The sequence below is a fragment of the Polaribacter litorisediminis genome, from assembly GCF_019968605.1.
GTDB lineage: Bacteria > Bacteroidota > Bacteroidia > Flavobacteriales > Flavobacteriaceae > Polaribacter > Polaribacter litorisediminis.
Window position 1 is genome coordinate 2,366,054 of record NZ_CP082966.1, and the last position, 20,297, is coordinate 2,386,350.

General features: G+C 32.2%; 18 protein-coding genes and 1 tRNA gene. 10 read left to right on the forward strand and 9 right to left on the reverse strand.

From position 1 onward, the window contains the following. Complete coding sequence (locus tag K8354_RS10190) at positions 1-678, forward strand: hypothetical protein (RefSeq protein ID WP_223439341.1); 678 nt, start codon at positions 1-3, stop codon at positions 676-678. Between the two features lie 147 nt (positions 679-825). Here the strand turns inward: K8354_RS10190 and K8354_RS10195 are convergent, their stop codons facing one another. Genes K8354_RS10195 through K8354_RS10210 form a run of 4 tightly spaced genes read right to left on the reverse strand, consistent with a single transcriptional unit; the run spans position 826 to position 5,118 of the window. Continuing rightward, positions 826-1,989, reverse strand: coding sequence for a sigma-54-dependent transcriptional regulator (locus tag K8354_RS10195; protein ID WP_223439342.1), 1,164 nt, complete (start codon positions 1,987-1,989; stop codon positions 826-828). A 5-nt stretch (positions 1,990-1,994) separates the two neighbouring features. After that, positions 1,995-2,858 (reverse strand): mechanosensitive ion channel family protein, encoded by an 864-nt coding sequence (locus K8354_RS10200; RefSeq protein ID WP_223439343.1) that lies wholly within the window; start codon positions 2,856-2,858, stop codon positions 1,995-1,997. A gap of 3 nt (positions 2,859-2,861) precedes the next feature. Continuing rightward, positions 2,862-4,184: an ABC transporter permease gene (locus tag K8354_RS10205; protein WP_223439344.1), complete on the reverse strand. Its 1,323-nt coding sequence runs from the start codon at positions 4,182-4,184 to the stop codon at positions 2,862-2,864. A 4-nt stretch (positions 4,185-4,188) separates the two neighbouring features. Further along, on the reverse strand, positions 4,189-5,118 hold the full coding sequence (locus K8354_RS10210; RefSeq protein WP_223439345.1) for an ABC transporter ATP-binding protein: 930 nt from the start codon (positions 5,116-5,118) through the stop codon (positions 4,189-4,191). Between the two features lie 172 nt (positions 5,119-5,290). Between K8354_RS10210 and K8354_RS10215 the strand changes: the two genes are divergently transcribed. The 8 genes from K8354_RS10215 to K8354_RS10250 all read left to right on the forward strand — a co-directional run bounded on the left by K8354_RS10215 (position 5,291) and on the right by K8354_RS10250 (position 14,485). Beyond that, positions 5,291-5,746, forward strand: coding sequence for a MarR family winged helix-turn-helix transcriptional regulator (locus K8354_RS10215; RefSeq protein WP_223439346.1), 456 nt, complete (start codon positions 5,291-5,293; stop codon positions 5,744-5,746). A gap of 26 nt (positions 5,747-5,772) precedes the next feature. Further along, positions 5,773-8,178, forward strand: coding sequence for a 3-hydroxyacyl-CoA dehydrogenase/enoyl-CoA hydratase family protein (locus K8354_RS10220; RefSeq protein WP_223439347.1), 2,406 nt, complete (start codon positions 5,773-5,775; stop codon positions 8,176-8,178). A gap of 124 nt (positions 8,179-8,302) precedes the next feature. Continuing rightward, positions 8,303-9,493 (forward strand): acetyl-CoA C-acyltransferase, encoded by a 1,191-nt coding sequence (locus K8354_RS10225; RefSeq protein WP_223439348.1) that lies wholly within the window; start codon positions 8,303-8,305, stop codon positions 9,491-9,493. A gap of 38 nt (positions 9,494-9,531) precedes the next feature. Continuing rightward, positions 9,532-9,894 (forward strand): four helix bundle protein, encoded by a 363-nt coding sequence (locus K8354_RS10230; protein ID WP_223439350.1) that lies wholly within the window; start codon positions 9,532-9,534, stop codon positions 9,892-9,894. A 41-nt stretch (positions 9,895-9,935) separates the two neighbouring features. Continuing rightward, the gene (locus K8354_RS10235; protein ID WP_223439351.1) at positions 9,936-11,744 is read left to right on the forward strand and encodes an acyl-CoA dehydrogenase FadE; all 1,809 of its coding nucleotides are present in this window, start codon (positions 9,936-9,938) and stop codon (positions 11,742-11,744) included. A 138-nt stretch (positions 11,745-11,882) separates the two neighbouring features. Next, positions 11,883-12,851 carry a M20/M25/M40 family metallo-hydrolase gene (locus K8354_RS10240; RefSeq protein ID WP_223439353.1) on the forward strand — a complete coding sequence of 323 codons (969 nt, stop codon included), beginning with the start codon at positions 11,883-11,885 and terminating at the stop codon, positions 12,849-12,851. 150 nt (positions 12,852-13,001) lie between these two features. Then, on the forward strand, positions 13,002-13,448 hold the full coding sequence (locus K8354_RS10245) for a KTSC domain-containing protein (RefSeq protein ID WP_223439355.1): 447 nt from the start codon (positions 13,002-13,004) through the stop codon (positions 13,446-13,448). A gap of 125 nt (positions 13,449-13,573) precedes the next feature. Beyond that, a complete protein-coding gene (locus K8354_RS10250; RefSeq protein ID WP_223439356.1) occupies positions 13,574-14,485 on the forward strand; it encodes a septum formation inhibitor Maf in 912 nt (303 codons plus the stop codon). Positions 14,486-14,552: 67 nt separating this feature from the next. Here the strand turns inward: K8354_RS10250 and trxB are convergent, their stop codons facing one another. From trxB to K8354_RS10265, 3 genes are all read right to left on the reverse strand, one after another. Further along, entirely contained in the window at positions 14,553-15,500 is a 948-nt protein-coding gene (gene trxB / locus K8354_RS10255) for a thioredoxin-disulfide reductase (protein WP_223439357.1), read from the reverse strand. 116 nt (positions 15,501-15,616) lie between these two features. Next, on the reverse strand, positions 15,617-16,045 hold the full coding sequence (locus K8354_RS10260; protein ID WP_223439358.1) for a c-type cytochrome: 429 nt from the start codon (positions 16,043-16,045) through the stop codon (positions 15,617-15,619). 1 nt (position 16,046) lies between these two features. Continuing rightward, the gene (locus tag K8354_RS10265; protein WP_223439359.1) at positions 16,047-17,138 is read right to left on the reverse strand and encodes a PQQ-dependent sugar dehydrogenase; all 1,092 of its coding nucleotides are present in this window, start codon (positions 17,136-17,138) and stop codon (positions 16,047-16,049) included. An 87-nt stretch (positions 17,139-17,225) separates the two neighbouring features. Between K8354_RS10265 and K8354_RS10270 the strand changes: the two genes are divergently transcribed. Next, positions 17,226-17,300 (forward strand) — tRNA-Pro (locus K8354_RS10270). A gap of 224 nt (positions 17,301-17,524) precedes the next feature. Here K8354_RS10270 and K8354_RS10275 read toward each other — a convergent pair. Further along, positions 17,525-18,520 carry an IS110 family RNA-guided transposase gene (locus K8354_RS10275; RefSeq protein ID WP_223439360.1) on the reverse strand — a complete coding sequence of 332 codons (996 nt, stop codon included), beginning with the start codon at positions 18,518-18,520 and terminating at the stop codon, positions 17,525-17,527. A gap of 710 nt (positions 18,521-19,230) precedes the next feature. After that, positions 19,231-20,259 (reverse strand): LacI family DNA-binding transcriptional regulator, encoded by a 1,029-nt coding sequence (locus tag K8354_RS10280; protein ID WP_223447661.1) that lies wholly within the window; start codon positions 20,257-20,259, stop codon positions 19,231-19,233. Positions 20,260-20,297 lie beyond the last annotated feature (38 nt).

The following is a 20,297-nucleotide window of genomic DNA, read 5'->3' on the forward strand; positions in this document are numbered from 1 at the left end:
ATGGAAAATAAAGAATTACTAGAATCATTAAATAGCGTAGCCGAAGTTCTAATAGCAAAAATTGAACAAAAAAAAATAAAAGAACCAGTAACTTCATTTATTAATACTAAAGAAGAAGTAAATATCGAAAATATAAATATTATTAAAATTATAATAGGTGGTTTGGTTACAGCAATTGTAGGATGTGGTATTGCCTATTTTACAAATGGTAATTTAATATTGTATTCATTTATTGGAGCTTTCATAGGTGTTATTTCATCATATTTTTCTCAAAAAAAGAAACAAAATTCAGAAACTGATTCTAACCAAACCTCTGTAGATTATGATCAATATAAAAATGTGATAATAAATGATATTCGTAATGTAAATAATGAAATTAGGGATGAGTGGGAAATAGCTATGCAACTTTTAAATGATAAACAATCTGCTCAAATAAATCAGATGCCCTGGCCATTAGAACAAAAACAATTAGCGCTAAACGAAACTCTTATTTATAAGTCTTTAATTATTTCAGATTACCATTATACAGATGCAATTGAAGATTTAGAGATTAATGAAAATTTTTCTAATAATATAAATCAATTATTCACAAAATGGAAAAATGGTATTATTGAAATAATTAATAATACTAAAAATGAACAATGGGAAACTTATTATTCAAAAATTTATATTAGTTAAAGTATATAAATGCAGCTTGAATCTTAAGTAACTGAGTAAAAAAATAAAACTTTACCCTTAAAAAGGTTTTACCAACCATTTTTGACCAATAAGCCAAAAAGAGATATAGCAGGTGCAATAGGTACAAAGATAATTTTCCCCAAAAATTTATTTACTCGCAAATAATTTAATATCATTTGCAGAAACTTCTTTTTCGCCTAAAATCATTAATCGCTCTACAACGTTTCTTAACTCTCTAATATTTCCTGTCCAATCATATTTTTTTAGAAGATGAATGGCTTCTGTTGAAAATACTTTTTTAGGAACTCCTTGTTCTTTTGATATTTTTTCAGTAAAGAAATCTACTAATAAAGGAATATCTTCTCGCCGCTCATTTAAAGCAGGAACTTTAATTAAAATAACGGCCAACCTATGATATAAATCTTCTCTAAAACGACCTGCAGCAATCTCTTTTTTTAAGTCTTTGTTTGTCGCCGCGATTACTCGAACATTTACTTTAATATCTTTATCCGAACCAACTCTAGATATTTTACTTTCTTGCAAAGCACGCAAAACTTTTGCTTGCGCAGATAAACTCATATCCCCAATTTCATCCAAGAAAATAGTACCGCCGTTGGCAGCTTCAAACTTTCCTGCTCTGTCTTTATTTGCTCCTGTAAAAGATCCTTTTACATGTCCAAACAATTCACTTTCTATTAATTCAGATGGAATTGCAGCACAATTTACTTCAATCATGGGGGCTTTAGAACGATCTGATTTTTCGTGCAACCAATGCGCAACAAGTTCTTTACCTGTGCCGTTTGGCCCCGTAATTAATACTCTTGCATCTGTTGCCGCAACTTTTTCGATAATTTCTTTGATGTGACTAATTTCAGCACTCTCACCAATCATCTCGTAATTCTTGCTAACTTTTTTCTTTAACCGTTTATTTTCTACGATCAATACTTTGGTATCTAAAGCATTTCTTACTGTATTTAAAAGACGATTTAAATCTGGTGGTTTCGATATGTAATCAAAAGCGCCTAAACGCATAGTGTTCACAGCCGTATCTAAATCTCCATGACCTGAAATCATGACAATTGGAATTTCTGGTTTTATCTTTTTGGCTTTCTGTAATACCTCTACACCATCCATTTTTGGCATTTTAATATCGCATAAAACCAAATCGTAATCATTATCTTTAATCATTTCTAGCCCCAACAAACCATCTTCTGCCTGTTCTACCTTGTACGCGTCATTTTCTTCAGAAATAATTTTTGATAAAACTCTTCTAATAGCCGCTTCATCTTCTATAATTAATATTTTTGACATACTTTTTATACTTGTTTTATAAGGTGAACATCTCTTTGAGGAAATGGTATGGTAATATTATTTTCTTTAAATGCCTTGTCTATTTCAAAACGGATATTACTTTGTGTAAAGCGCACTTCAAAACTATTGTTTAATGTAAATGCAATTCTAAAATTTAAAGAACTGTCTGCGAAATCAGTAAACAAAACCATCGGTTTCGGGTCTTTTAAAACAGTAGGTTGTGCCTCAGCAATCGCTACCAAAATTTTTTTTACTAACATTACATCCGAGCCATAAGCGACACCAACATCAACGTATTCTCTTGTTTCTGTTCCGTTTTCTGTCCAATTAAATAAAATATTGGTCAAATACAAATGATTAGGAATCACCAAAACTTTATTATCTACCGTAACCGCTCTGGTAGTTCTTAAACGTATATCTAAAACCCTGCCAACTTTTCCTTCTAGTTCAATAATATCTCCAACATGCACAGATTGATCTACTAGTATAAAAATCCCTGATAGAATATCTTGAAAAAGTGTCTGTAAAGCTAAACCTACACCTATTAAAAGTGCTGCGGATGCTGCAAAAATAGCAGTAACATTTACACCAGATGTATGCATGGCTATCAAAAAAATAATCAGAAAAACAAACCATCTCGTATAACTAAAAACACTTACGAATTTAAGCTTATCATTATCAGGCATTTTTCTTGTCACAAACCTCCTTATATATTTTAATAAAAAAGAAGTGATAATCAAGGCAACAATAACAAATAAAAGTCCCTTAATAGTAATACTTATTTCTTCGCTAAAGGTTAAAGAATAATCCAAAATTGAATTTGCTTCCTCTACAATAGAATCTGTAACTTGCCCTAATTTATCTTGCATTTATCATTTATATTTTAACCATTTATACAAATCTTTGTACGTATTTTTTTTACCATACATTAAAATACCTACTCTGTAAATTTTAGCTGCTAACCAAACCATAAACACAAAAGTAACCACTAATAACGACATCGATAATACCAATTCATACCAAGAAACTCCAAAAGGAACTCTCATTAACATGACAATTGGCGATGTTAAAGGAATGTGTGAAAACAGCACCGCTATAGAGCCATGAGGATCATTAATTACCGTTGCAAAACCTACATAAACCCCTAAAATTAAAGGCAACATAATGGGCAACATAAATTGTTGTGTATCTGTTTCGTTGTCTACTGCGGCACCGACTGCTGCAAAAAGTGAACTGTATAACATATATCCTCCTAAAAAGTAAAAGATAAATAAAACAAACATTTTTAAAATTGGTAGCCTTAAAATTTCTTGAACAATCAATTGCATTTTATCTCCTCCTGTAGCTTTTTTCGCCACTTCTAACTGTTCTGCGGATAATTGTGATGTTTGCATCTCTGTCATATCAATTCCGAAAATAGAGGACGCTGCTGTAAAAATTATAAATAATAAAACTCCCCAAATTAGGAATTGTAAAAGTCCTGCAGAAGCATTTCCAATAATTTTACCCAACATTAATTGAAAAGGTTTTACAGAAGAAACAATAATTTCTACAATTCTACTTGTTTTTTCTTCAATAACACTTCGCATTACAGAAGACCCATAAATGATTACAAACATCATGAGCATGTATCCTGCAATTGCGCCAACCCCAATTTTTAAGCCATTGATTAATTTTGATGATTCTTCGCCAGAAAAATTAAACATTTTAATACTCGACTGAATTTTAGAGGCATTAATTTTATCGATATCAATGCCAAAATAATTCAATTTTTCATTTCTTAATTTTCGTTCAACTTTAGCCTCTAATGAATTAATGATTGACATTCCTGGAGATTCTTTGGAATAAAACTCAATAGACTGTGCCAAGATTTCTAAACTATCTATTTTAGGAATGATTAAAGCGCCATAATAATCACCGTTTTCGACCTTTTTCTTTGTTTCTGCGATTCCTAAATTTGTAAAATCTTCGTATTGAATTGATTTTGTATCTTCAAAATCATCTTTTGAAAACAATGTTGAATTATCTACGTAAACAATTTTCTTTACTTTTTCGTCATTCTTTTTCATTAAAAAAAAGACCAAAGCACCAACACCAACCATTAATAACGGACTTAAAAAAGTCATCATTATAAATGATTTATTACGAACTTTTGCAATAAATTCTCGATAAATAATTAATTTTAACTTGCTCATTTTCTTAACTGTTTTTATGTACGGCTTCAATGAATATATCGTTTGCACTTGGTATCAATTCTAGAAAATGTTGCACCTGTCCTCTACTCGTTAAAAAAGATAACAATTCGTTAGACGAATTAGCATCTTTTAATTTTACGTTTAAGGTTAATTCCTTTCCTAATAATTTAAAATCTGCAGGTAAAACCTCAAAATTTTGTCTCAAAGAAGCTTCTACTTCTGCCGGGTTTTCTGTATGTAAACCCACTTGAAAGGTATTTGTTCTAAATTGCCTTTTAATTTCATTTAGTTTACCGTCCAAAATTTTATTTGATTTATCAATCAAAGCAATTTCATCGCACATTTCTTCCACGGATTCCATTCTATGCGTAGAAAAAATAATCGTTGCGCCTTCATCACGTAATTGTAAAATCTCTTTGGCAATTAATTGTGCATTTATAGGATCGAAACCAGAGAAAGGTTCATCAAAAATTAACAGTTTAGGATTGTGCATTACCGTTACAATAAACTGCACTTTTTGCGCCATCCCTTTAGAAAGCTCCTCTATCTTTTTGCCCCACCAAGCCATAATGTCAAACTTCTCAAACCAATATTGGAGTCGTTTTTTAGCTTCTGTTTTGCTTAACCCTTTTAATTGTGCTAAATACAAAGCTTGCTCCCCTACTTTCATAGATTTATACAAACCCCGCTCTTCTGGTAAATACCCAATATCTGCAGTATGTTTGGACGATAAAGGTTCTCCATCAATAAAAATAGTACCAGCATCGGGCATGGTAATTTGATTTATGATTCTTATTAACGAAGTTTTCCCGGCCCCATTTGGCCCTAACAAACCATATACACTGCCTTTCGGTATGTGGATAGAAACATCATTTAAGGCTCTAAAATCGCCATAATTCTTTACGATATTATTGATTTCTAATAAATTACTCATTGATTTAAAGCTGTTTTAATAAAGTTAAAAGCAAGACAAACTTACATATTTTAATTAGTAGGATAAAGATAAAATTTGTTACAATATAATTTTCTGTTAAAATTTACTATGCGTGCATAACTTTTTTCACATTTACTATGCGTGCATAATAAATTTTTATATATTTGGTGCCATGGATAAAAATAAATCGATAGACCATCAATTACGTGCTACTTGGCAAGCCGTTGCAAAGATGTATAACGAACAGGCTACAAATTACAATAGCACGATGTCTATGGCTTTTGTTTTATTAACTATTGATAAAGAAAAAGGAACGCCTAGTACCGCGTTGGGCCCTTTAATGGGCATGGAACCCACTAGCCTTTCTCGAATTTTAAAATCAATGGAACAAAAAGGAGCTATTTCTAGAGAAAAAAATCCTGATGATGGTAGAAGTGTTATTATAAAATTAACAGATTATGGTTTAGAGATGCGCAAATTTTCCAAAAATCATGTCTATCAATTTAATAATGTTGTTAGAAAATATGTGTCTGAAGATGAATTAGAGTCCTTTTTTAAAGTGATGATCACAATCAATAAATTAATTGCGGATAAGAAAATTTTCGAGTCTGTAAACCAAGATAAATAAGAAGTAGTAAATCAAATTATAAACAAATGACAAGAAGAATTAAAAAAGTAGCAATTATAGGATCGGGTATTATGGGTTCTGGTATTGCATGTCACTTTGCAAATATTGGTGTTGAAGTTCTTTTATTGGATATTGTTCCAAGAGAATTAAATGACAAAGAAAAAGCCAAAGGATTGACACTAGAGGACAAAGTAGTTCGAAATCGTTTAGTTAATGATGCTTTAGCAGCCTCTTTAAACTCTAAGCCGTCTCCTATTTATAGTAAGGAATTTGCCAATAGAATTACTACTGGTAATATGGATGATGATTTGCATTTAATTAAAAATGTAGATTGGATTATGGAAGTTGTCGTGGAGCGTTTAGATATTAAGCAACAAGTATTTGAAAAAATCGAAAAACACAGAACGCCAGGAACTCTAATTACTTCGAATACTTCAGGAATTCCAATCAAATTTATGAATAAAGGAAGAAGTGAAGATTTCCAAAAGCACTTCGCGGTAACACACTTCTTTAATCCACCAAGATATTTAAAACTTTTTGAAGTGGTTCCAGGACCAAACTGTACACAAGACGTCACAGATTTCTTAATGATGTATGGTGATAAATTTTTAGGTAAAACAGCTGTTTTAGCGAAAGATACTCCTGCTTTTATTGGCAATAGAATCGGAATTTTTGGAATCATGAGTTTATTTCATGTTGTTAAAGAAATGGGATTAACGATTGAAGAAGTTGATAAGTTAACAGGTCCAGTTATTGGCCGTCCAAAATCTGCAACCTTTAGAACCATTGATGTTGTTGGTTTAGATACACTTGTGCATACTGCCAATGGTGTAAAAGACAATTGTCCTGAAGATGAAATGAGAGATCAATTTGTAATTCCAGATTTTGTAAACCATATGATGGAAAACAACATGTTAGGTAGCAAAACCAAACAAGGTTTTTACAAAATGACCAAAGATGCTAAAGGAAATAAAAATATTCTTTCTTTAGATTTGAATACGCTAGAATATAGAGAAAAGAAATCAGCAAAATTTGCAACTTTAGAACTTACGAAAACGATTGATAATGTTGTTGATCGATTTAAAGTTTTAGTCTCTGGCAAAGATAAAGCTGGTGAATTTTATAGAAAGTCATTTGCAGCAATGTTTGCGTATGTTCAAAACAGAATTCCAGAAATTTCTGACGAATTGTACAGAATTGATGATGGTTTAAGAGCTGGTTTTGGTTGGGAACATGGACCTTTTCAAATTTGGGATGCCATAGGTGTTGCCAAAGGAGTAGAAATGATGAAAGCAGAAGGTCATGAAATCAATACATGGGTAACAGAAATGCTAGAAAATGGAGAAACTTCTTTTTATTCTGTAAAAGAAGGCGCGACTTATTATTACGACATTCCTGCAAAAAAGCAAGTTAAAAAACCAGGTCAAGATTCATTTATCATCTTAGACAATATCAGAAAATCAAACGAAGTTTGGAAAAATTCTGGTGCCGTAATTGAAGATTTAGGTGATGGAATTTTAAACTTAGAATTCCAATCTAAAATGAATACTATTGGTGGTGATGTTTTAGCAGCAATTAACAAAGCAATTGATTTAGCTGAAAAGAATTATCAAGGATTGGTTGTTGGTAATCAAGCAGCAAACTTTTCTGTGGGCGCCAATATCGGAATGATTTTTATGATGGCGGCAGAACAAGAATATGATGAGTTAAATATGGCAATCAAATATTTTCAAGATACCATGATGCGCATGCGTTATTCATCAATCCCAACGATTTCTGCTCCTCATGGAATGGCATTAGGTGGCGGCTGTGAAATTTCTTTACATGCAGATAAAGTAGTTGCTGCTGCAGAAACTTACATGGGATTAGTAGAATTTGGAGTCGGTGTAATTCCAGGTGGTGGTGGTTCTAAAGAAATGGCTTTAAGAGCATCCGATTTATTTCATAAAGGCGATGTTCAACTCAATGTTTTACAAGAACATTTCCTAACTATTGGTATGGCAAAAGTAGCAACTTCTGCCTATGAAGCATTCGATTTAGGTTTATTACAAAAAGGAAAAGATGTCGTTGTTGTAAACAAAGACCGTCAAATTGCGCAAGCAAAAAAGCATGCTCTTTTAATGGCAGAAGCAGGTTACACGCAACCTTTTAAACGAAATGATGTCTTAGTTTTAGGAAAGCAAGCTTTAGGAATGTTTTTAGTAGGAACAGATGCCATGGAAGATAGTAAATATATTTCTGCTCACGATCAAAAAATAGCGAACAAATTAGCCTATGTGATGGCAGGAGGAGATTTATCAGAACCTACAAAAGTTTCTGAACAATATCTTTTAGATCTTGAAAGAGAAGCTTTTTTAAGTTTATGTTCAGAACGTAAAACTTTAGAAAGAATTCAGCACATGTTAAAAACAGGAAAACCATTACGCAATTAAAATCCCATCCCAACCTTCCCAAAGGGAAGGAGACAGGATGTTAAAAATATAGAAATAAATTAAAATATATCTTCAACAGTTCACTTTCCTTTGGAAAGGGTTTGGGATAGGAAAACTAAATATTATGAAAACAGCATATATAGTAAAAGCATATAGAACAGCAGTTGGTAAAGCACCAAAAGGATTGTTCAGATTTAAAAGAGCCGATGAATTGGCAGCAGAAACGATTCAGTACATGATGAAGGAGTTGCCAGATTTTGACAAAAAAAGAATTGACGATGTCATTGTAGGTAACGCAATGCCTGAAGGCTCTCAAGGATTAAATATGGCAAGATTAATCTCTTTAATGGGGTTAGACATTGTTGATGTTCCTGGGGTAACTGTCAATCGTTTTTGTTCCTCTGGACTGGAAACAATCGGAATGGCCGTTGCAAAAATTCAATCCGGAATGGCAGATTGTATTATTGCTGGTGGTGCAGAAAGTATGAGTTCTGTTCCGATGACAGGTTTTAAACCAGAGTTAAATTATGACACTGTTGCCTCTGGTCATGAAGAATATTATTGGGGCATGGGAAATACGGCTGAAGCTGTTGCCAATGAATTTAAAATTTCTAGAGCAGATCAAGACGAGTTTGCTTTACATTCTCATTTAAAAGCTTTAAAAGCTCAAGAAGAAGGTCGTTTTCAATCTCAAATTGTGCCTATTCATGTAGAACAAACCTATGTGGATGCCCATGGTAAAAAAGCAAAAAAATCGTATACTGTAAGTAAAGATGAAGGTCCACGTCAAGGATCTAATCTAGCAGGTTTATCAAGATTACGTCCTGTTTTTGCTGCAAACGGAAGTGTAACCGCTGGTAACTCATCTCAAATGAGTGATGGTGCCGCTTTTGTGATGGTAATGGGAGAAGATATGGTGAAAGAATTAAATCTTGAACCTATTGCAAGAATGGTTAGTTATGCGGCTGCAGGTGTGCCACCAAGAATTATGGGAATTGGCCCGGTTGCTGCAATTCCAAAGGCTTTAAAACAAGCTGGCTTGCAACAAAATGATGTAAATCTTATTGAATTAAATGAAGCTTTTGCTTCTCAGTCATTAGCCGTAATTCGCGAATTAGGTTTAAATCCAGATATCATCAACGTAAATGGTGGTGCCATTGCTTTAGGACATCCTTTAGGTTGTACAGGAGCAAAATTATCGGTGCAATTATTTGATGAAATGCGCAAACGTGAAATGAAAAATAAATACGGAATGGTAACTATGTGTGTTGGAACAGGACAAGGTGCAGCAGGTATTTTTGAGTTTTTAAACTAAAAAAAGAAGTAAGAAAAAAGAGGAAAGAAAATAGATAAATGTGCGCTAAACAAAGACATAATTATAAAAATTTGAAAATTTGGAAACTCGGTTTAGAGATTACAAATGATGTTTCTGATATTTTATTAAAATTTCCAAAACACGAAAGATATGATTTGAGTTCACAAATAAGTAGATGCTCTGTTTCAATGCCAAGTAATATCGCAGAAGGTTCTTCAAGAACAGATAAATATTTTAGCCCCTTTCTTGATATATCATTAGGTTCTTCTTTCGAACTAGGAACACAATTATTAGTCGCAAATCATAGAAATTATACAAATAACGAAAATTTGAAAAAATTTGAAGAAAAAATAGAAGAGTTCCAAAGGATGACAATGGGATTTCAAAATAGCCTCAATTAAGGTCTATTTTCTATTTTCTTTCTTCTTTAATCTACAATTAAATGGAAACAACAGAAAAACAATTATTAAGAGGCGGTCAATTTCTTGTTAAAGAAACCAAATGTGAAGATATTTTTACTCCTGAAGATTTTTCAGAAGAGCAAATAATGATGAAAGAGGCTGTAAAGGAATTTACAGAACGTGAAATTATTGCACACAGAGATCGGTTTGAAGCAAAAGATTATGCGCTAACCGAAGAAGTAATGAAAAAAGCTGGTGAACTTGGCTTTTTAGGGGTTGCCGTTCCGGAAGAATATGGAGGAATGGGAATGGGTTTTGTTTCTACAATGATTACTTGTGAGTATATTTCAAGTGGAAATGGTTCCTTAAGTACAGCTTTTGGTGCGCACACCGGAATTGGTACAATGCCAATTACCCTATATGGTACAGAAGCGCAAAAACAAAAATATGTTCCTAAATTAGCTTCTGGCGAATGGATGGGAGCGTACTGTTTAACAGAGCCTGGTGCTGGTTCTGATGCAAATTCAGGAAAAACTACCGCTGAACTTTCTGAAGATGGAACATCTTATAAAATCAACGGTCAAAAAATGTGGATCTCTAATGCAGGTTTCTGTAATGTGATGATTGTTTTTGCACGTATTGAAAATGATAAAAATATTACAGGATTCATCGTTGAATATGATGCCGAAAATTCTAACGGAATTACTTTAGGCGAAGAAGAGCATAAATTAGGAATTCGTGCAAGTTCTACACGCCAAGTATTTTTTAATGACACCATAGTTTCTGCAGATAATATGTTGTCTATAAGAGGTGGTGGATTTAAAATTGCTGTAAATGCATTGAATGTGGGGCGTATTAAATTAGCAGCAGCATGTTTAGATTCTCAAAGAAGAATTTTAACAACTGCGCTACAATATGCAACAGAGCGTAAACAATTTAAAACACCTATTGCAGATTTTGGTGCTATTAAAGCAAAGTTAGCTGAAATGGCAACGAACACCTATGCAGGCGAATCTGCAAGTTATAGAGCTGCGAAAGATATTGAAGATAGAATAGAAATGAGAATGGCAAATGGAAATTCTCACCAAGAAGCAGAACTAAAAGGTGTAGAAGAATATGCCATTGAGTGTTCTATCTTAAAAGTAACTGTTTCTGAAGATGTACAAGCTTGTGCAGATGAAGGAATCCAAATTTTTGGTGGAATGGGCTTTTCTGAAGAAACACCTATGGAAGCTGCTTGGAGAGACGCTAGAATTGCCCGTATTTATGAAGGAACCAACGAAATTAACAGAATGCTTTCTGTAGGTATGTTAATTAAAAAAGCCATGAAAGGGCATGTTGATTTATTAGGACCTGCAACAGAAGTTGGAAATGAGTTGTTAGGAATCCCTTCTTTTGATACTCCAGACTACTCAGAATTATTTGCAGAAGAAAAAGAGATGATTGCCAAAATGAAAAAAGTTTTCTTAATGGTAGCTGGATCTGCAATTCAAAAATATGGTCCAGATTTAGAAGAACACCAACAATTACTTTTGGCTGCTGCTAACATTTTAAATGAAGTATATATGGCGGAATCTACTTTATTACGAGCAGAGAAAAATGCAAAACGTTTTGGAGAAGATGCGCAAGAAGGACAAATTGCCATGGCAAGATTGTACCTATATAATGCGGTAGAAATTATTTCTAAAAACGGAAGAGAAGGTATTATTTCTTTTGCTGAGGGCGATGAGCAACGTATGTTATTAATGGGATTAAAGCGTTTTACAAAATACGCCAACTACCCGAATGTTGTTGCGTTACGTAATTTAATTGCAGAAAAATTAAAAGCTGAAAACAAATATTGCTTTTAAAAAGAATCCCTAAAAAAATTAAAAACTTTTTAAAGTATTAAATTTTAGATGCTTATAATAAAAAAGGCCATTGATTACAATGGTCTTTTTTATTATCTTTGTATAAATTCCCTGATTTACATTAAAAATAAAAATGCAATGAAACTAAATTTATTTACTGTTGCGGCTTTCTTATTGTTATTAGGAAGTTGCAAAACACACAAACCGATCGAAATTGATAGCGACGAATTACTTGCCAACATTCAGATTTTATCTGATGATTCACTAGAAGGAAGAGCTTTTTCTACATTAGGAAATCAGCAAGCACAACAAATTATTCTTGATGAGTATACAGCACTAGGATTGGAACCTGTTTTGGGAAATAATTTCCTTCATGGATTTTCACATACTTTTAAGGGTAAAAAAAGGCAAGATGTATTTCCGATAAAAAATCCCAAAAAAGATTTTTCTAATGTAACAGATACCATTGCAAAAGGTGCTAATGTTATCGGTATGTTAAAAGGTCCATCCGATAAAAGTATCGTAATTAGTGCCCATTTCGATCATTTAGGAATTATAGATGGTAAAATATTTAATGGCGCAGATGATAATGCTTCTGGAACTGCAGCATTATTTACTATTATAAAATACTTTAAAAACAACCCCACAAAACATAATTTAATTTTTGCTGCTTTTGATGCCGAAGAAATAGGCTCTTTGGGTGCAGATTATTTCTTAAAAAACTATGCTGATAAATCAAATATTAGTTTGAATATCAATATGGATATGATTGCTCATAGTGAATATGACCCTGAATTATTTGCCTGTGGCTTGCATCATTATCCCGAATTAAGAAACCCTTTAGAAGACGTTAAATCTGATAAAGTACTTTTATTATTTGGTCATGATGACTCTAAAAATAAAGAACAAGCCGACTGGACTTTTTCTTCTGATCATAGAGTTTTTCACCGAGAAAAAATACCTTTTATTTATTTTGGTGTACCAGATCATAAAGACTATCATAGAGCTACAGATACTTTCGAAACTATCAATAAAGATTTTTATATAGAATCTGTAAAAGTTATTATACGGGCTATTGAAAATCTTGATGAATATTTAGCGAACTAAAGGTTTAAAAAAGATGATAATTTTGAATGCTTCTTTTTAAAATAGTAAAATCTATTCCTTAAAAAAGAACAATAGTTAAAAGTAAATCTAATTTTAAATCGCTAATCTCTTTTTTATCAATACTTTTGCACGCAATTTGAAAACATAGAGATGAAACGTATTAAAGAATATAAAAAACTTTTTCAAGTAGAAGGTAAAATAGATCTAAAGGAATTAAAAACCTCTTACCGAAGTTTAGTGAAAGAATGGCATCCTGATAAATTTCAGGATGAAGAAAAAAAAGCCGAAGCAGAAAATGTTAGTACCAGAATTATAGATGGATATCATTTTTTAGTAAGCATTGCTCCAGAAACAAAAGAAGCAAATTTAGAAGCTTACAAAACCACGATAACAGAGTTCCAAGTTGCAGATTGGCACCATAAAAGTATGTTGTTAGAAGTTACGTTTACAGACGGAAATACGTATGAATATTTTGGAGTTAGTAAAATACTTTTCGGAAAATTTGTAAACGCAAAATCTATGAATAACTTCGGAAAAAGAAATATATTTAATTCTTTCTTATATAGAAAATCTAAAAAAGCGTCTGTAATGGCATAAATACCTTGACGTAGAAATATTCTAAATTTATTGAAAAGAGATTGTTTTAAAAGCAATCTCTTTTTTATTTGCTGTAATTAAACTCCCTATTTTTTTGTACTTTAGTATACTTATAAAAATGAACAATGAAACGAATGATGCCTTTATACTCTGTACTTATCTTTAGCTTTGTGTTCTTTTTTTGTTCAAATCCTGAACAGAAAAAAGAAGTGATGCAACCCAAAGCATCTATGGAAAAAATTGAAAAACATCCAAATTTCAATAACTATTGGTATGCCGGAAAAGCAGAAATAACATCTTACCAACTTTCTCAAGTTCGTTATGGTGAAATTCATCAAGGAATTGCTGTAAACATTTTTGTTACAGAAGATTTTCTTCCAGAAAAACAAGTAAAAGCTGATGCACCTAGCAAAAAGAATATTCCGATTTTGAAACTGAATAGTACAAAAAAGTTTACTACCGGAATTTATCCTTATTCTCTAATGAATAGTACCTTCTCTCCTATCGACATCCGTCAGCAAGCGATTAAAATTTCTTTTTCGGCACAAGAATGGTGTGGAAATACTTTTGTGCAATTAAACAATACATCGAATTTTAAAATTGATTTTTATTCGTATTTTGAAAGTAACTCAGATCGGAACATTACCTTGAGTAAAGATATTTTAGAAAATGAAATTTGGACTCAAATCCGAATTTCGCCTACAAATTTACCTACCGGAAAATTGCAAATAATTCCTTCTTTTGAGTATTTATCTTTACATCACAAAAAGTTTACAGCTTATGAAGCGATTGCTGCTTTAGAAGTTACAGATCATTTTATAGTGTACTCGATAAAATATCCAATATTAAAAAGAACACTTATTATAAAAGCGACCAAAGAATTTCCATATACTATTGAATCTTGGGAAGAAACCATTTCTAGTCGAGGAAAAATGCTAACGACCAAAGCTGCGAAAATTAAAACGATACAATCTGCCTATTGGAGTAAAAATAGAGTTTCTGATATTGAGGAGCGGAAAGAATTAGGCTTAGAGTAACCAAAAGGCTAAAAAGCGATTATATAAAATATATAATCGCTTTTTTTATTCTGTAAAAGTGCCATTACTATTCCAAAGCTCCTAAGTATCGCTCTGCATCTAAAGCAGCCATGCAACCAGTACCTGCTGCGGTAACTGCTTGTCTGTATTCTTTATCCTGAATATCACCAGCAGCAAAAACGCCTGGTAAATTTGTTTTGGTTGTTTTTCCTTTTGTAATTAAATATCCAGTTTCATCCATCTCTAAAACACCTTTAAATAAATCTGAATTTGGCGTATGACCAATTGCGATAAAAACGCCTGTAATTGGCATGTTAAAAGTTTCTTTTGTTTGATTATCGATGGCTCTAATACCTTCCACAACTTTGTCTCCTAAAACCTCATCAATTTCAGTGTTGTATAAAACTTCAATATTTTTAGTTCTATTTACTCTATGTTGCATCGCTTTTGAAGCCCGCATGTAGTCTTTACGAACCAAAATGGTAACCTTGCTACAAATATTCGCTAAATAAGTAGCTTCTTCCGCAGCAGTATCTCCAGCCCCTACAACGACTACGTCTTGTCCTTTATAGAAAAAACCATCGCATGTTGCACATGCCGAAACACCTCCTCCAATTAAACGCTGTTCGCTTTCAATTCCCAAATATTTTGCTGATGCACCTGTAGAAATTATAATCGTTTGTGCTTCTATTTGTTTGTCTTCGTCCACAATAACTTTATGAACTCCACCAATTTTATCACTTAATTCTACCTTCGTCACCATTCCAAAACGCACATCCGTACCAAAACGTTCAGCTTGTTTCTTTAAATCTTCCATCATGGCAGGTCCATCAGTTCCTTCTGCATATCCAGGAAAATTATCAACCTCTGTTGTGGTTGTTAATTGCCCTCCCATTTGCATACCTGTATATACAACTGGTTTCATATCTGCTCTTGCCGCATAAATTGCTGCTGTATATCCTGCAGGACCTGAACCTATTATTAAACACTTTATTTTTTCTATATTTTCTGACATAATCCTCTAAAATTGAACAACAAATTTAATTTTTTAGATTTATTTACACTATTATTTCGAATGATAATTATAATAGATTGATAATAAAAACTTATTGAAACTGTATGTACTGTTTTCTAATTTTTAGATTCCATTTCTACCTCATTTACAGTGATCATTTTAAGATTTTTATTACCCCAAGCATTGGTAATATAATTCATAACATCTGCAACCTCATCATTTTCTAAACCCAATGGAGGCATTATTTGACGGTAAGTAACTCCGTTTACAACAATTTTACCTTTTACGCCATTTTTTATTGCCCGAATACTTTCTGCTCGCTTACTTAATAAATAATCAGAATTAGCCAATGGTGGAAAAACTCTTGGAATTCCTTGTCCGTTTGGTAAATGACAAGTAACACACATATCTATATAAATTTCTTTTCCTCTTTTTATACTTTCTATCAATTTTGAATCTTGATTGATTTTCTGATACTTTTGTTCTTTTTCTGTAAAAGAATAAATTATATAGCTTAAAAAAAATATCAATAGTACTTTTTTCATCTTATTTTATCATTAATTTAATAATTCCTACGCCCTCAATTCCAACAAATATGTAACCCTCAGGCCCTTGTTCTATTGAACGAACTCTACCTAATCCTTCTAAAATTTTTTGTTCTTTCACTACTTTTCCGTTCTGTAGGGTACAGTTAGCAATGTATTGAAACTTTAAAGAGCCTACCAACAAATTTCCTTTCCAATTCGGATATTTGTCTGAATTTACAAAAGCCATGCCGCTAGGAGCAATCGATGGGGTCCAGTAATGCAGAGGTTGCTCCATACCTTCCTTTTTGGTTATCCCTGTAAATTTAGACCCAGAGTAATTTACTCCATAACTTATTATGGGCCAGCCATAATTTTTCCCTTTATGGATGATATTAATTTCATCTCCTCCCTTAGGACCATGTTCATGTGACCAAATTTCATTGGTAAAAGGATTTATTTCCATTCCTTGCGGATTTCGATGACCATAACTATAAATCGCTGCTTTTGCATTCGACTCATTTACAAAAGGATTGTCATCAGGGATACTACCATCATCATTTAACCGATAAATTTTACCACAATCTCTTGTAATATCCTGTGGATTTTCATCTCTATTTCCGCGATCTCCAATACTAAAATAGACTCGATTCTGTGCATCAAAAACAATTCTAGAACCAAAATGTTGTCCTTTTCTACTATTTGGTTCCGCTTTATATAACACCTTTTTGTTGATGAGTGTATTGCTCTTTAATTCAGCACTCATTAAAGTTGTATTTGCACCACTTCCTGTTCCTTCTGATGAAGCGTATGTAAAATAAATAAGGTTATTTTCTGTAAAATTTGGATGTAATTCTATATCCATCAAACCTCCTTGACCACGCACTGTAACTTCTGGAAGTCCTGAAATTATGGTTTTTTTTCCATTTTTAAAATGAATCAATTTGCCTTCTTTTTCAGTAATTAAAATTGAATTATCCGGCAGAAACACAAAACCCCAAGGAATGCTTATATCTGAAACAATAACTTCATACGTTAGGTTGCCTTGCTTTTGAGCATATCCTAAGGAGGATAACCCAAAAAAAAGAAGAAATATTAAATTAGAAAACCTCATTTTTAACAGAAATTAAATTCACAAAAAAGACTAACGCAATATATAAATATTATGTTATATTTGCATTCCTAAAATGATCAATCATTTCGGGGTGTAGCGTAGCCCGGTCATCGCGCCTCGTTTGGGACGAGGAGGTCGCAGGTTCGAATCCTGCCACCCCGACAACTTTAGGTATCATATTAGTTCAAAACCTTGGTAATCTTGCGATTATCAAGGTTTTGTAGTTTTTAGGCAATCATAAAATTTGATTGATAAATATAAAACTCATTCAAAATCAGCAAATAAAGAATTTCTTGAAACGAACTATCCTCGAGCCAGCCCCATAGAGGTACCTGCCTGTATTCTATGATTAAACCAGCCAAGAAATGTTAAAGTTATCAACAATTTTAAGCAGCATATTTCATGGTGTCTATATAAGGCTCTTTTCTATTAACAACCGCGAATATTCTTGATACTAATTTGTTTCTTATTATATTTATTGTACTCATTTTATTCTTTCCTTCTGCTACTCTTTTTTCATAGTAAATTCTCATTTCAGCATTATGTTGGATACTTGTTTTTGCACACAAATCAAGAAGACTTTTTATTTTTTTATTTGCCAGATTACTCACTTTAGTTTTACCTCTTATACTAGTTCCAGATTGATTTTGAAATGGAGCAATACCAGAATAAGATGCAAATTTTCGATGGTTTTTGAACTTAGTAAAGTTAGCTGTGTATGCTATCATAAACAGAGCTGTCTGAGATCCGATACCTTTAATGGATGTTATTAGCTTATAATTATTTAGCATGCTTTGGTTACTCTTTAAAACATCCATCATTTCATGTTCTACTTCTTGAATTTGTTTAGTCAAGTAGCTAATCATTTTCTGCTGAGTGGATAGGAGTGTTTTATTATCTTTTTTAACAAGCACACGCTTTTGTTCTTTAAGCGAAGCTTTAAAACCAGCTCTTTGCTTTACTAACCTCTGGCGGAGAGAAAGAAGGTGCTTAAGGCTTTGTTCTTCCTTACACGAAAGCTTTGTAGGTGTAATCTCATCTCTCATTCGATAAGCATATTTTGCTATCTTTTTTGCATCTGCTTTATCGCTTTTACCTCTTGTCATTCCCATTGATTGTTTAATTTCAAGACCTGGAACTAGAAAAAAAGGAATGTGTTTTGATGCTAAATAAACGGATAAACCATCAGAGTAAAGTCCAGTGTGTTCAAACACAAAAATGATGTTCTCTTTTGGTAACTCAGAATTCTTGTAAGTCCAATCAACCAATTTTTTGTAGCCTTTTTTGTCATTTTGAAATTCACTTTCAATTTGACTGGAATGGATTCTTGCATCGAAAGTTAATTTGCTCATGTCGATGCCAACTGTGTCTTTAATATTCATAATTTTATAAAGTTTAAAATGGTTACCTTGACTAACACCTTTATAAGGTAAATTCTAGTATTCTATTTGGTCCTTGTAACCTGGTTAATAAAGAACGAGGACTAATACAGGCAATAGGTCATTAATCTAGCCGACAGAAAAGTTCACCCCGTTCTTTTTTATGTATTTAGTTATCAACAAAATTAGAGTTATTAACAAAGAAAAAAAGAAGCAAAAAAAGAAAGATCAATTCAATTATGATTTTTTTTAAGTTAATATTTTTGTTTTACAAATCTAAAGGCCGGCAGGCAGGTTTTGCTCGTTTCATTTTGACCTAAAAAGGTCAAAAACCAAAATTCTATTATTTAGATTCCCGTTTTCACGGGAATAACAATTTCAACGGAAACCCCGACGTAGAGCATCGAGGAATTCTTTTCGATTAACGGAACTATATTTCGCAAAATATATAATCAAAAATAGTGTTGTCCGATTAAAATTAGCTAAAGTGTTTTAAAGTATTGATAGTCTTGATTTTCAAGAGTTTTTAAAGTAGTACACCTTGCTATTAAAACCACTTTAGAATTTATGATGTATCGAAAAATTTAAAATCGTAATAATATTGTTTTTCAGTTAGTTACATTCAAGTCTTTGTTCTTGATTCTAACAGCGAAAGCGGTCTTTTTATCTTTTATCGGACAATAATTAATAATAATAATAATAATAGCTAAAAATTAGATAAGCATTTTTTTAGTGGATTTTCTAATAATCAAATCTGTGTCTAAAACAACATCTTTATAGCTGATAACTTTATTTTTCTTTTTATCTCTTATTTCTTTATAAAGGAGCTTGAAAGCCTTTTTACCCATCTCAAATCCAGGTTGATTAATTGTAGTTAAAGATGGAGAAATAACTGATGACATAAACCAATTACTAAAACCAATCACATTTATTTGATCAGGTACTTTAACACCTTGATTGTTAAATTCTGCTATAGCTCCTATTGCTACTAAGTCTGTATTAATAAAAATTCCATCAACATCATTATGATCTTTTAAAAGTTGATTTGCATAAAACTGACCTTCTTCAAAACTCATTTCATTTAATAGATAGATTAAACTTGGGTCATATATAATATCATTATCTATCAAAGCTTGTTTATAGCCTAGAAACCTGTCAATAGAATTTTGAGGCAATAAAGGACCTCTAAAATGAGCAATACGTTTACATCCAATTTTTATTAAATGTTCTGTAGCCTTATACGCTGCTTTTCTATCATCAATAATAACTTTAGAGCATCTTATAATTTTAGCAATTTTATCAAACATCACTAAAGGCGTATCTTGCTCAATAATTTCAGTTAAATGTTTATAATCTGCTGTAGCATTGGCTAAAGAAATTAAAATACCATCTACCCTTTTACTTAATAGTAAATCTAATTGTTTTTTTTCGAGCTCAAAAGATTCATTAGATTGTAGTGTAATTACTAAATATCCTTTTTTTTCTGCCTGTGAAATAATCCCTTTAATAACACTAGAAAAAAAGTGATGTACTATTTCTGGAATAATTAAACCAATAGTCTTTGATTCTTTTGTTCTTAAATTTACAGCAAAAGAGTTCGGCTTGTAATTTAACAAAGTAGCAGTTTCTCGAACTAATTTTCTAGTTTTTTTACTAACATCAGGATATTCTTTCAAGGCTTTAGATACCGTAGTGATAGAAATACCCAATTCTTCTGCTATTTGTTTTAGTGTGACCAAAATATTATATTTTTATAAAAATTAAACGTTGCTTTTTTACC

Bases quoted from the DNA above. Each gene is read 5' to 3' on its own strand.
- K8354_RS10205 (WP_223439344.1), bottom strand. From the start codon at position 4,184: ATGAGCAAGTTAAAATTAATTATTTATCGAGAATTTATTGCAAAAGTT.
- K8354_RS10215 (WP_223439346.1), top strand. From the start codon at position 5,291: ATGGATAAAAATAAATCGATAGACCATCAATTACGTGCTACTTGGCAA.
- K8354_RS10230 (WP_223439350.1), top strand. From the start codon at position 9,532: ATGTGCGCTAAACAAAGACATAATTATAAAAATTTGAAAATTTGGAAA.
- K8354_RS10195 (WP_223439342.1), bottom strand. From the start codon at position 1,989: ATGTCAAAAATATTAATTATAGAAGATGAAGCGGCTATTAGAAGAGTT.
- K8354_RS10275 (WP_223439360.1), bottom strand. From the start codon at position 18,520: ATGAATATTAAAGACACAGTTGGCATCGACATGAGCAAATTAACTTTC.
- trxB (WP_223439357.1), bottom strand. From the start codon at position 15,500: ATGTCAGAAAATATAGAAAAAATAAAGTGTTTAATAATAGGTTCAGGT.
- K8354_RS10225 (WP_223439348.1), top strand. From the start codon at position 8,303: ATGAAAACAGCATATATAGTAAAAGCATATAGAACAGCAGTTGGTAAA.
- K8354_RS10245 (WP_223439355.1), top strand. From the start codon at position 13,002: ATGAAACGTATTAAAGAATATAAAAAACTTTTTCAAGTAGAAGGTAAA.
- K8354_RS10190 (WP_223439341.1), top strand. From the start codon at position 1: ATGGAAAATAAAGAATTACTAGAATCATTAAATAGCGTAGCCGAAGTT.
- K8354_RS10210 (WP_223439345.1), bottom strand. From the start codon at position 5,118: ATGAGTAATTTATTAGAAATCAATAATATCGTAAAGAATTATGGCGAT.
- K8354_RS10220 (WP_223439347.1), top strand. From the start codon at position 5,773: ATGACAAGAAGAATTAAAAAAGTAGCAATTATAGGATCGGGTATTATG.
- K8354_RS10265 (WP_223439359.1), bottom strand. From the start codon at position 17,138: ATGAGGTTTTCTAATTTAATATTTCTTCTTTTTTTTGGGTTATCCTCC.
- K8354_RS10250 (WP_223439356.1), top strand. From the start codon at position 13,574: ATGAAACGAATGATGCCTTTATACTCTGTACTTATCTTTAGCTTTGTG.
- K8354_RS10235 (WP_223439351.1), top strand. From the start codon at position 9,936: ATGGAAACAACAGAAAAACAATTATTAAGAGGCGGTCAATTTCTTGTT.
- K8354_RS10260 (WP_223439358.1), bottom strand. From the start codon at position 16,045: ATGAAAAAAGTACTATTGATATTTTTTTTAAGCTATATAATTTATTCT.
- K8354_RS10240 (WP_223439353.1), top strand. From the start codon at position 11,883: ATGAAACTAAATTTATTTACTGTTGCGGCTTTCTTATTGTTATTAGGA.
- K8354_RS10200 (WP_223439343.1), bottom strand. From the start codon at position 2,858: ATGCAAGATAAATTAGGGCAAGTTACAGATTCTATTGTAGAGGAAGCA.